Consider the following 11,954-nt stretch of genomic DNA (forward strand, 5'->3'; position numbering starts at 1 on the left):
GCTGCGTTAAAACGGGTTCAGGAAGCGGTTAAATAACCGCGTAAACCAACCGGGCTGGCTGGCATTGGCTAAATCGCCTTTGCCGGAGTAGCTGATCCGCGCATCGGCAATGCGCTGTGACGATACGCGGTTGGTCACATCGATATCTTCCGGCCGCACCAAGCCCTGCAGGCGGATATATTCGTCGCCCTGGTTTAACTTAATCCACTTTTCGCCGCGAATAGCCAGAGCACCGTTAGCCAGTACATCGGTTACCCGCACGGTAATAGAGCCGCGTAAAAAGTTCTGCTGGCTGGCGGCACTTTCGCCGTCAAACTGTGAGCGCGAGTTCAGCTCCATCGCCAGTTCCGCCACATTTAAGTTACCCACCAGCGGCACACCAACATTAATGCCGGTATTTTTGTCGATACTGCTGTCGGCACTTTTGCTCGACTGGGTGCGCTCGTTCAGCTCTACAGTAAGAATGTCGCCGACGCGATAAGCACGCTTATCTTCGTACAAGGTGAACATATAGCGGTCGTTGTACAGGCTGCCTTGCTGTTGTGATGGCAAGGCCTCTTCGGTGCTGCGCTCTGCCACCACCTGCTCCCAGTCTGCCTGATGTACCGGCTCCGGCTGGCTGGCGCAACCGCTCAGCACGACAATACTCAACAGCGTACACAACAGTAAGTAAAGGCTTTTCATTGGCTTACAGGCTCTGATTAATAAAGCGCAGCATTTCATCGGCTGCCGACACCACTTTGGCGTTCATTTCGTAGGCACGTTGCACCGCTATCATGCTGACCATTTCATCCACTACGCTGACGTTGGAGCCTTCAATAGCACCTTGTTGCAAGGCCCCCAGCGCATCCTCACCCGGTATGCCCTCTATCGCTTCGCCGGAAGCCGCCGTGGCGCGGAATAAGTTACCGCCCAGCGCTTCTAACCCGGCCGGATTAACAAAGTTCACCGTTAAAATCTGCCCCAGTTCTACCTGCTCGCCTTCCACCACCGCCGTAACAATACCGTCGCGGCCAATGGTCACGCTCATGGCGTTTTCCGGGATAGCAATATTCTGCAACAGCGGTAAGCCATTGGCATTCACCATTAACGACTCGGCATTAGGCTGAAACTGGCCGTTACGGCTGTACAGAATTTCGCCGTCCGGGTTTTCAATCTGGAAGAAGCCCTGACCGGTAATGGCGATATCCAGCGGATTAGCGCTGGTTTCATAGTTACCTTCGGTAAAGATTTTCTGCGTACCGTTTATCCGCACCCCGGTACCCACCTGAATACCTGAGGGTACCTGGTTCAGCTCATCGGCCTGGGCGCCGGGCTGGCGCTGCACCTGATAGAACAAATCTTCAAATACCACGCGGTCTCTCTTAAAACCGGCGGTACTTACGTTGGCGAGGTTGTTGGAGATAGTGGTCATGCGCATATCTTGCGCGGCTAACCCGGTTTTGCTGACCCATAAGGCTGAATTCATTGTGCTGCTCCTGTTAGCTGTTGCCGCTAATTAATTTATTACCGGCTGTTGCCAGCTCGTCGGCGGTTTTCATCATGCGGATATTCATTTCAAACTGACGGCTTATCGTCATGGTGCTGACCATTTCTTCCACCGCATTGACGTTAGAGCCTTCCAGCGCCCCGGTACGCAGCGTAATGTTCAGATCCGCCGCCAGTTGTTCCTGCTGCTGTGGCCGCAGTAAACCGTCGAGGCCTTTGGTTAAGGTGTCATCACCGACGCTGACCAGTTTCAGCCGGCCTTCCTGCTCTATTACGCCGCCGCCTACCGGCAGCAGGTTAATAGTGCCGTCGGCGCCAATATCGATATCACCGAATTCCGGCAACACGATGTCGCCTTGCTCACCCTGCACGGCATAGCCGTTCAGCATTAAGCGGCCGTCAGCGTCGACATGCAGGTTACCGGCGCGGGTATAGGCTTCATTGCCATCGGCGTCGGCCACGGCTAAAAAACCGCCTTCGCTCAGCACTATGTCCAGGTCACGGCCGGTTTGTTGCACCGGGCCTTCGCTCAGGCTGGTAAACACCGGCATTAACTGCGCCTGATAGCGGGTGCGAAAGCCGTCACCGGCAATCATCATCGCCTGCGCCTGCTCAATATCGGCTTTAAAGCCCGGCGTATTAACGTTGGCCAGGTTGTTAGCACTTACCCGCAGCGCGGTTTGATTTAACTCAGCGCCGGATACAGCGGTATAAATTAAGCGTTCCATAATGCGTTACCTTAGGTGGCGCTAAACAGAATTTGCATCATTTCATCAGCACTACTGATGGTTTTGGCATTGGCCTGGTAGTTTTGCTGAAACGCCATTAAATCCACCAACTGTTCACTGATATCGACGTTCGAGCCGGCATAGGCACCGGATAACAGCGCGCCAAAACTGCCGGCATCGGGCGTACCATATAAGGCGGCACCGGATTCATTAGTGGCATACCACACGGTTTTATTACCGGTTTCCAGGCCATTCACGTTGGCAAAGTTGGCCAGTACTACCTGGCCCTGTAACTTGGTTTCACCGTTGGTAAAGGTGGCAAACACTTCACCGGTTTCGGCTACTGCCACCCCGGCAAACTCACCGGCGGTAAAGCCGTCAGCATCGTTTTCGTAAATATTAAAACCGCTGCCAAACTGAGTACTGTTAGTCAGGTTAACGCCAAAGTTCATTGGATCTGCGCCTGTGGTGGGGTTATAAGCCAGTGCAACAGTGGCCGGTGCGGCAGGGGCTATCAGCTCGCCGCTGCCGTCAAAGGTCAGGGTTGATGGTGTGGCTAAGTCTGCGCCGTCAACAAAATAGTGTGTATCCCAGGTATTGGGACCGGTATGGACAAAATACTGGGTTAAGGTATGGCTGTTACCCAGCGAGTCGAATATTTCGCTCGACTGTGAATAGTTATAACTGTTGCCCACTGCAGGGTCGAACGCGGCCGCCGGCAGCACATCGCTGGCCGAGCTTAAGTTCAGTGAAAATGCTACCTCAGTAGAGGCTTCGGCCGGAATATTGGCGGCTTCAATTTTCAGATCGGTTAAAATACCCGGTACCAGGTTGCCATCAGCATCAATGCCGTAGCCCTGCAGGCGGTTACCGCTGGCGTTGATAATGTTTTGATCTTTATCCAGATCAAAGCGGCCGGCCTGGGTGTAAGCCATACGGCCGTTTTCCGACACGACAAAAAAGCCTTTGCCGGTAATGGCTAAATCCAGCGCTGAGCCGGTGTTTACCACACCGCCTTCACGGGTAAAGTTCTCTTTAATGTCGCTAACGTCAACGCCGCCGCGCTGGCCACCGTTATACACAGAGGCAAATTCTGCACTGCCGCTTTTAAAACCGGCGGTAGAGGAGTTAGCAATGTTATGGCTGGTAACTTCCAGGGCTTTCTGCGTGGTTTTTAACCCACTTAAACCGATATTAAACATAGACATAAGACTGATTCCTTAACTGTTGCCGCCAAAGGCCAGCTGATTGGTATCTAACAGAGCGTGGTTACCCAGGCCGTTGACTTGCAAAATAATGTCGTCTTTATTGCTGCCCACCGACACCCGCTCTACTTCACCGCTAAGCAAGGTGGTTAACGGCTGTGGCTTGCCGTTTATATTGGCGTCGGCCTGCACGTAATAACCGCCGGCATCCTGCTGCTCAAAGGCAAAGCGTAAAGTACCGATACCGGTAAACGGCAGCTCTTGCTGCTGCATCAACTGGCCTTGGGCGTTATATAAACGCACGGTTACGCTTTGCGCTTCCACACCCAGGTTTACCGCGCCTTTCACTTCTGCCGCTTGCTCCAGCAAAATAGTGTCGGCGGCCACATCTACCTGTTGGCCAATTAATGCCGTGGCTTGCAGTGCTTGCTGGCTGGCTTGCAGTTCAAGATTTTTGCCGGAATCAATGCGCAGACTTTGCAGGCTTTCTACGTTGGCAAACTCGGCCAACTGGCTGACATACTGGGTGCCGTCCATCGGATCCAGCGGGTTTTGGTGGCTGATTTGCGCCACCAGCAAGTCTAAAAACATGGTAGATAAGCCTTCAGCGCCGGTGGCACCGTTTTTGGCTACTGCGTTGTCGTTGCTTGTATTAGTACCGGCACCCAGGCCGCTGATTGCACTCACGCTCTAACTCCTTTACTGGCCAAGCCGCAGCACACTTTGCTGCATGCTGGATACCCGGCCCATAACTTCTACCGACGTTTGGTAACTGCGCGACGCGGACATCATGTCAGCCATCTCTTCGAGCACATTAACGTTGGAATAAAAAACATAACCATCTTGGTTAGCCAGCGGGTTATTTGGCTCAAAACGCTGCTCAACCGGCTTGTCGGACGACGTAACCCCCAGCATCTGTACTTCTGCCGATAAACTTTGTTGCTCGGCGGTTTGCTTATATAAGGCAGCAAACACCGGCTTTAAGGCGCGATAAGCGGTGGCTTCGGTTGGCGCAGCAGTGTTGGCATTGGCCAGATTCGACGCTATGGTATCCAGCCGCATCACTTGTGCGCGCATCGCGCTGCCGCTGACGTCGTAAATACTGTTAAATGACATCCTTACTCTCCTTTAATGGCTTTATGTAAGCCACTTACTTTCATGTTCATAAAGGTCAGGCTGGTTTGAAAATCCATGCTGTTGGCAGCAAAGTTGGCCTGCTCTATATTCAGCTCGGCGGTATTGCCATCAGCCGCCGGTTGGTACGGCGTGCGGTACATTAACTGATGGCCGCTTTCGGCCGCCGCATAGGGCCGCGCCTTGCCCTGCTCAACACCGTAGGCCACATCCTGCATCACTTGCTTATAGTCGATGTCACGTGCCTTAAAGCCCGGCGTATCGACATTGGCCAGATTGCCTGCAATAATTTCTGCTCTGTCCAGCCGCAGCTGCAACGAAAAAGGGTGTACACCGAGCGCTTTATCAAACATATTCCGGATGACCTCATAACACAGGTTGTCATTAGCTACGGTTGCTATTACAAGCTCTGTGCCACAATTAAAAAGCGATATTTATTAATGATTTACAATATAAACAGCCTGTTTTTCCGCCATAAAGCGGAAGCAACACTTCCGCAGCGGAAGCGCGGCACTTTCCCGGCCCTGCTGCTGCTTCCGCTGTTAGCCTGGTTCAGCACCGGCACGGTTGCCGCCGCCGGCATTGAGCAACAATTGCAGCAGCATATTGAGCAAGAGTTAGCGCAGTATCTGCAGCAGTTGGGCGTGCGCGCGCAGCAGCAGGATATTCAGCTGATGCTGCCGGGTGGCCTGGCAGATAACCACTGCGATAATGTGCAAATCTCCAGACGGCAACAGCAAGAGCCGCCGTTGGGCCGCGTAAGTTACACCCTGAGTTGCGACAGCCCGCAGCGCTGGCAAAGCCGCGCCACTGCCAAAGTCGCCTTGTGGCTGGAACTGGTGGTAGCCAGCCGCACGCTGGAGCGCGATGAAGTGCTGAACGACACTATGCTGACCACGAAAAGCCTGGATATTGCCAGCCTGCGCCATGGCCTGGAGTTTGACAGCAGCGCGCTGTTTGGTATGACGGTAAAGCGCCGCATTGATGCCGGCAGCCCGGTAAGCCGGCATTTGCTGCAAGCGGCCTGGTTGGTGCAAAAAGGCGCGCAGGTAACGCTGCAATTCAGCGGTGACGGCTTTGCTGTCAGCACCAAAGGGCTGGCGCTGAGCAATGGCCAATTGGGTGAAAAAATCAGTGTGCAGAACCTCAGCTCCGGCAAGGTGATTGACGCCATTGTCATAGCGGAAGATTTAGTTGAAACCGGGCATAAATAAATTTAAGTCGGCGGGCGTTACTGCCGCTTTAGATCAATAAGAGTAAGTTAGCGGAACTACAGCCATGCAAATTGAACCCAAAAACACCCTGCAGGTAAACCCGGTTAACCGGCTGCAGAACGAGCAACAACCCACTGCGCAAACCACGCCCACCGTGGTTAGCGCTAACAGCGATGCGCCGGTAAGCCAGGTCAGTGCTTTTAGCCACGCCATGGCCGAAAGCTATAAGTCCTTGTCTGAGCACGATAGTGTCGATATGGCCAAAGTGCAGCAGTTAAAACTGGCCATTGCCAACGGCGAGCTGAAACTGGATGACGACGCCATTGTCAGTGCCATGCTGGAAATGCATAAACGATGAGTGCGCAGCTGCTGAAGCAATTTATCAGCAGCCTGCAACAGGACGTGCAGCGGCTGGACCAGCTGAGTCAGTTGCTTGATCAGCAATACGAGCTGATGAGCCGGCGCAGTACTGAACAGCTGGAGCAGCTGAATCAACACACCCTGCAACTGATGGCGGCGCTGGAGCTAAACCATGCTGAACGTGACCAACTGTTGCAGCAGTTTGGTCTGCAGCACAACCGCGACGGCATGCACAGCTTAGTTAGACGGCTGCCGGCCAGTGTGCAACAAGGTACACGCCAGTTGTTGCAAGAGCTGACACTAAAAGCACGGCTCTGCCATGCCCAGAATGAAAAAAGCGGTAAACTGCTGGCATCACAGCGCCAGTTAATGCAAAAACTTACCGGGATGCACAGCCGTACCAGCTACCCCGCCATGCCGCTGTAACTGCAGCGCGCGGTTTATTACAGGAAGCCAAAAGCTATGTTCTCTGCCAAAACAGACGGCGTAAAAGCCAGTCCGAAAAATGCTACCTTAATTTCCCAGGGTTGTGAGCTCGAAGGCGAGCTGATCCTCGATTGTCATATGCAAATTGATGGCCAGCTGCTGGGGCAAATCCGCTGCAGCCATTCGGTTACCGTAAGCCAACCGGGCCGGGTAAAGGGCAAAATTTACGCCGACCATATTATTATTAAAGGCCGCGCTGAAGGTGAGTTTTATGCCGACCGTGTCGAGATCCTGCAATCCGGTCTGGTCAGTGGCACCATTTACAGCGATAATCTCAGCATTGAGCAAGGCGGCCGCTTTATCGGCGAAATTCATGCGGCCGACAGCCAAAAAGAACTGCGGCTAAAGGATAAGGCTGCCGCTGTTGGCAACAACCGTGATGTAAAGGCGTTAAATGTCGCCCCTGCAACAGGCGCTGCCGGCTAAACCCTTCCCGCTATTGAGGTTCAGGTGCATCTTTTTGTTTTATTGCCGCTATTGCTGCTGATGTTACTGCAATGGATGCTGCCTGAACTGATGCTCACGTTCAGCGCGGCTTTTCCGCTACTTATTTACGCCATGTTATGCCTTACCGGCTTGCTCGCCAGCCTGATGCGGCAATGGAACTGGCTGTACACCCTCAGCTTATTAACCAGCCACTATTGGGTGGTACAAAGCGCACTGCAACAATCGCTGAGCAACGCCGACACTGCTGCCATTGCCGTGGTGCTGCCGTTGGCGTTTACGGCGATAATGCTGTTACTGCAACTGCAAAATAAACCCCAGCTGCCTACCGCACGCGGCATTATGTTACTGCTGCTTACCCTGCTGGCACCGGTGGCCATACTGCTGCTGCCATTGGCCGGCTTTTTAGCCAGCTCCGGCTTACCGGCGGCATTTTTACAACCGGTAAGCCCAACATTGCTGTTTAGCTGGGGCCAGTTATGGTGGATGGCGGTGGTCGCCGCCTGCTGGCTTGGCCTGCTGAACTTTTACTCTGCCGGCAGCCAGCGTTGGGGCCAGTTTGCCGCCTGGTTGGCCATTATGCTGTTTTACCTGACGATACAACAATCGCATATGTCCGGCTGGATGACCCTGGCCGCCTGCTTTGCTTTGTTATTCAGCTTAGCCAGCCAAATGCTGCAACTGGCTTACATCGACGAGCTAACCCAATTGCCGCAACGCCGCGCTTTGTTAAGCCACTTAAGCCGGCTGGGCCGGCGCAGTGCCGTGGTGATGCTGGATGTGGATCACTTTAAAAAGTTTAACGACACCTGGGGCCACGATGTCGGCGACCAGGTATTAAAGCTGCTGGGCGCAGTGCTGGGCAGCGAGCGCGGCGTAAAAGCCTATCGCTACGGCGGCGAAGAATTTACCCTGGTGTTTAGCCACAACAACAAAGACACCCTGGCAGAAAAGCTGGAGCAGGTACGCGCCGCAGTAGCGGGCTATCCGCTGGTGATCCGCCAGCAAACGCGGCCAAAAGACAGCAGCGAAGGCAAGCAACAACGCGGTAAAGACGCCGGCAGCAAAACCGTGCACATTACCATTAGCCTGGGCTGTGCCATCCGCCAAAGCGGCGAAAGCACCACGGCCCTGCTGAAACGCGCCGACGAAGCGCTGTATAGCGCGAAAAAAGCCGGCCGTAATCAGGTAGCTTTTGCACGCTGAACCGGCCGTTAGCAACGGCCAGATTAGGTTAGGCCGAAGCTGTTAAGTTATGTTAAAATTGCTGCCGTATTAAGCAGATAACATGGTTAAGAGACAGCAAGATGGTTAGACGTACTAAAGCCGAAGCCGAGAGCACCCGGGCAGCTATTTTAGATGCGGCAGAGGTGTTGTTTTTTCAGCATGGTGTGTCGCGCACGACGTTGGAAAAAATTGCTGTGGCGGCCAATGTTACCCGCGGTGCCATTTACTGGCATTTTCAAAATAAAGCGGATTTATTCAATGCCATGCTGGAGCGGGTGCGCTTGCCGTTTCAAACTATGTTAACTGAAATAGATAACGACACCAGCGCAGAGCCATTTGCGCAGTTGCAGCAGTTATTTACCAATGGCCTGCAACTGATTGCCGCCAGTGAACAAAAACAACGCGTGCTGACTATAGTGTTTCACCGCTGTGAATATATCGACGAGCTAAACCCCGCCGTAACCAAACAAGATGAATTAGACGAACAAACGGTAGCTGTGATGCAGCGCGCCTTTGAACGTGCCGCCGCGGCCGGTACCTTACGTGACGGTGTGTCGCCAAGGTTAGCGGCAAACGCTATGCATATGTATGTTGGCGGTATTATCAGCACCTTCTTATTACGGCCACAGCAGTGCGACCTGCAACAACACGCGGCCGCCTTGATTAATACCATGCTGCAGGGCCTGATGAAAGCCTGACGCCTTTATGCGCCGGGTAAGCACTGTTTCTATTTACTTAGTTTTATCAGATTGCTAAGATTCGCCCGCTTTTTAATCATATAACTCAACATACAATGGATTGTCTTCCTGTTACCCGCAGCGGTAACAATATATTTCCCTGACTTTCCGAATACAATTACCCCCATTAGGAACTTACATTGATGCGTAAAACGTTTCTGGCTGGTGTATTTCTGGCAGTATCATCTGTACAGGCAGAGCAACTTGTAACGCCACTTTATGACAGCAGCTCTTATCTGCCGTCAAAAGAGTATCTGAGTGAGCCAATCAGTTTTCAAACTGCAGCTCAACTTGATGAAGGCATTTTGGCCTATGCCCATAATGTAGCGCGCGGCGACAAGGTTACTGCGGTAGCCAGTTATCAGGGCATTGCTATCTACGCAACGAAAGATGGTCAATATCAGTTGGTACGCGAAGTAAGTCATGCTGAACTTGGCCTGGATACACAAACCTCTGTGGAACAGCTGGAAGTTTCCGCAACAGACAGCTGGGTGCTAATGCTCACTAATGGTGTGGTAACCCTTATCCCGCTGGATCAACAGTACCAACCTGATCTAACAGCATTAAGCAGTGTAAATACCGGTTATGGCCGCATAGTCATTTCAAATAGCGGCCTTGTAGTGCTGAACAGCGGCTATAACATTACGACTTATATCGTAGCCCCGAACAACGGCAAGCTGACGTTGCTCAGCACTTTGCAGCTGGCTGAGTATGCAGAAAATATTGCCCTGGCAAATAACCTGCTGTTGGTGAGCAAATCAAGCTGGCAAAATGCCAACGAAAACCTGGTGGTGTATAAGTTGGATAATGGCCAGTGGCAGTATGCCGACGGGCATAATATGACTCACAATAGTACCAGCTATCAATCTGTCAGTTATATGGCCGTCAACCCAAGCGGTAACCGCATTGTTTACGGTGGCAACAACGTCAGTTATGTGTTGAACCTCGACCTTGCCAGTATGCAACTGAGCGAGGAGAACAGTGGTAATAACTTATTCAGCAGCTATTTCGACCAACTGTATTTTGTCGATGATACTACTTTGTTGCTGAGAAACTACAACCAGCTTCGCTTGCATAACAGTAGCGACCTGCAACAACTAGCCATCGCTGACTTTAACAATGAAATCAATAATATAAACAATGTTTCAGTAAGTAGAAACGCAATAACGCTGTTAACTGATACCGGCTTATTACAGTTAGATACTGACACCTTAGCGGTGCAAACCCGCCTGCTGCCAGGTGAGCAAGATGTGGTGCTGGCGTTTGATCAGTCCAACGGTGTTATACCATTGGACAACGATTACCTGCTGCAGCGTCATAATCAACTGTTCAGGCTGTATAAACTTAATCAACAAGGTATACCTGAACTGGTGCAGCTTGCTACTGCGTCAGAATTACTCGGCTACGACGATCACCAATCAACAATAATCAGCCGCAAGCTGGCAGATGGTCTGTTCGCTATCTTCCAGAGTCACCGATATTCAGTGCTGCAACTGAACAGCCAAACTGATCAGTTGCAATGGCTGAGCAGCGGCATCCTGACGGACTACAACGGTTCTTCGCTGTACACCAATTCCCGCAATCTGGCCAGCGTCGGCACTGATCTGCTGATTTCCCGCAATAACACCCTTAATCTGTTCCGGCTGGGGCAAAATAATCAGTTCAGCTTAGTTAATACTGTGGCCGACGGTGTATCAGGCGTATCAGGTATTGCTCGCATCCAGCTGCTGTTGGCGATAGAAAACAATATTTATACCGTAAATTCGCAAGAGCAAATTATCAGCCACTTTACTATTGTGGATGCTAACTTACAGCAAAACCGGCAGTATCACGGCTTCTCTTTACCTGCACCGGACAGCTACTACCTGCATAACGATCTGTTGACATTAAGCAACGGCAACTATCTGCAAAGCTACCGCGTAGCGCCAAGCGGTGAGCTGACACTGCTGTCAAACCAGTATCTGCAAACCGATTTCGCCCGCGCAGTTCGTGTGGGTGAACGCTTTGCCGCATCATACGACGGGCATGGGCTGCACCTTATTGAGCAAGACAGCAACAGCGGTATCTGGTCTGACAGTCTGGATATCAGCAGCCAACAGCTGTATGACGACTACCAGCTGAGCAGTATCATGCTGCTGCCGTTGGCCGGTAATCTTGGTATCTATGATGCGCAGAACCGCCGCTTAATACGCTTTGCACATAACAGTGCGCCTTATGTCAGCGATGCTGCACAGCTGCAACTTTTGTTGAATCAAGGCCAACCTTATCAGCTGACGCTGAGCACTGTGGTGCGTGACGAAGAAGATGCGACACTGTCATTCAGCCTGCAAAACGCAGTACCTGGCGTAAGCATAAGCGATGACGGGCAACTAACCGTTAATGAACAGCAAAGTGCACCCGGTAGCTTTGACGTATTAGCCGCCGACCCTGCCGGCCTGGTATCGCGCGCCAGCTTTAACTTCAGTTTGAACATGGCGCCGGTGGCCAAAGCCACACTACCGGTATTCAGCACCACAGCAGGCGATGCTATCCAGTTCGAACTGGCACAGCATTTTACCGACCCTGAAGGCCAGGCATTGCAATTTGCCCTGGCCTCAACCCAAGCCGGGTTAACCTTGTCCAGCACCGGCTTGCTTACCGGTACCCTGAGCAGCGCCGGCGAGTTTAGCTTAAGCGTTAACATCAGCGACTCTACCGGAGCAGTTAGCAACCATACGGTGCAAATCTCAGTAGCCGCTAAGCCTGAGCAGAGTTCAGGCGGCAGCTTACATTGGTTGTTATTGAGCTTGCTGGCGTGCACTGCGCTTTGCAGAGTAACCAGCCGGCGCTAAGCCTGCGGGTATAAAAAAACCGGCAAGTCAGCGTGGGACTGAAATGCCGGTAAGGTACAAACTGTCGGGCAGCGTAGCTGCCCGTAATTTTTCAATAGCC

The 11,954-nt window shown here is 52.3% G+C and carries 14 protein-coding genes; 7 read left to right on the plus strand and 7 right to left on the minus strand.

Annotated elements, in window-relative coordinates; translation table 11 throughout:
- Positions 1 to 6: 6 nt before the first annotated feature.
- Genes flgH through flgB form a run of 7 tightly spaced genes read right to left on the minus strand, consistent with a single transcriptional unit; the run spans position 7 to position 4,908 of the window.
- A complete protein-coding gene (flgH, locus tag Q8O77_RS17970) occupies positions 7 to 684 on the minus strand; it encodes a flagellar basal body L-ring protein FlgH (RefSeq protein ID WP_305556542.1) in 678 nt (225 codons plus the stop codon).
- Positions 685 to 688: 4 nt separating this feature from the next.
- Positions 689 to 1,468, minus strand: coding sequence for a flagellar basal-body rod protein FlgG (gene flgG / locus Q8O77_RS17975; protein WP_305556545.1), 780 nt, complete (start codon positions 1,466 to 1,468; stop codon positions 689 to 691).
- A 13-nt stretch (positions 1,469 to 1,481) separates the two neighbouring features.
- Positions 1,482 to 2,216: a flagellar basal body rod protein FlgF gene (locus Q8O77_RS17980; protein WP_305556547.1), complete on the minus strand. Its 735-nt coding sequence runs from the start codon at positions 2,214 to 2,216 to the stop codon at positions 1,482 to 1,484.
- Positions 2,217 to 2,227: 11 nt separating this feature from the next.
- A complete protein-coding gene (gene flgE / locus Q8O77_RS17985; protein ID WP_305556549.1) occupies positions 2,228 to 3,424 on the minus strand; it encodes a flagellar hook protein FlgE in 1,197 nt (398 codons plus the stop codon).
- 12 nt (positions 3,425 to 3,436) lie between these two features.
- Positions 3,437 to 4,108 (minus strand): flagellar hook assembly protein FlgD, encoded by a 672-nt coding sequence (locus Q8O77_RS17990; protein ID WP_305556552.1) that lies wholly within the window; start codon positions 4,106 to 4,108, stop codon positions 3,437 to 3,439.
- A gap of 12 nt (positions 4,109 to 4,120) precedes the next feature.
- Positions 4,121 to 4,537: a flagellar basal body rod protein FlgC gene (gene flgC / locus Q8O77_RS17995; protein ID WP_305556554.1), complete on the minus strand. Its 417-nt coding sequence runs from the start codon at positions 4,535 to 4,537 to the stop codon at positions 4,121 to 4,123.
- Between the two features lie 2 nt (positions 4,538 to 4,539).
- The gene (gene flgB, locus Q8O77_RS18000; RefSeq protein ID WP_305556556.1) at positions 4,540 to 4,908 is read right to left on the minus strand and encodes a flagellar basal body rod protein FlgB; all 369 of its coding nucleotides are present in this window, start codon (positions 4,906 to 4,908) and stop codon (positions 4,540 to 4,542) included.
- Between the two features lie 87 nt (positions 4,909 to 4,995).
- On the opposite strand from flgB, the gene flgA reads away from it, so the two are divergent.
- From flgA to Q8O77_RS18035, 7 genes are all read left to right on the plus strand, one after another.
- The gene (gene flgA, locus Q8O77_RS18005; RefSeq protein WP_305556558.1) at positions 4,996 to 5,769 is read left to right on the plus strand and encodes a flagellar basal body P-ring formation chaperone FlgA; all 774 of its coding nucleotides are present in this window, start codon (positions 4,996 to 4,998) and stop codon (positions 5,767 to 5,769) included.
- Between the two features lie 64 nt (positions 5,770 to 5,833).
- The gene (gene flgM / locus Q8O77_RS18010) at positions 5,834 to 6,127 is read left to right on the plus strand and encodes a flagellar biosynthesis anti-sigma factor FlgM (protein WP_305556560.1); all 294 of its coding nucleotides are present in this window, start codon (positions 5,834 to 5,836) and stop codon (positions 6,125 to 6,127) included.
- A complete protein-coding gene (gene flgN / locus Q8O77_RS18015; protein WP_305556563.1) occupies positions 6,124 to 6,555 on the plus strand; it encodes a flagellar export chaperone FlgN in 432 nt (143 codons plus the stop codon). Before flgM ends, flgN begins: the two co-directional genes overlap by 4 nt.
- Before the next feature lie 36 nt (positions 6,556 to 6,591).
- Positions 6,592 to 7,041, plus strand: a complete 450-nt coding sequence (locus tag Q8O77_RS18020) for a polymer-forming cytoskeletal protein (protein ID WP_305556566.1) — start codon at positions 6,592 to 6,594, stop codon at positions 7,039 to 7,041.
- Between the two features lie 24 nt (positions 7,042 to 7,065).
- The gene (locus Q8O77_RS18025; protein ID WP_305556568.1) at positions 7,066 to 8,265 is read left to right on the plus strand and encodes a diguanylate cyclase; all 1,200 of its coding nucleotides are present in this window, start codon (positions 7,066 to 7,068) and stop codon (positions 8,263 to 8,265) included.
- Positions 8,266 to 8,366: 101 nt separating this feature from the next.
- On the plus strand, positions 8,367 to 8,984 hold the full coding sequence (locus tag Q8O77_RS18030) for a TetR family transcriptional regulator (protein ID WP_305556570.1): 618 nt from the start codon (positions 8,367 to 8,369) through the stop codon (positions 8,982 to 8,984).
- A 182-nt stretch (positions 8,985 to 9,166) separates the two neighbouring features.
- Positions 9,167 to 11,854 carry an Ig-like domain-containing protein gene (locus Q8O77_RS18035; protein WP_305556572.1) on the plus strand — a complete coding sequence of 896 codons (2,688 nt, stop codon included), beginning with the start codon at positions 9,167 to 9,169 and terminating at the stop codon, positions 11,852 to 11,854.
- Positions 11,855 to 11,954: the final 100 nt, after the last annotated feature.

The sequence above is a fragment of the Rheinheimera sp. genome (assembly GCF_030690345.1).
GTDB lineage: Bacteria > Pseudomonadota > Gammaproteobacteria > Enterobacterales > Alteromonadaceae > Alishewanella.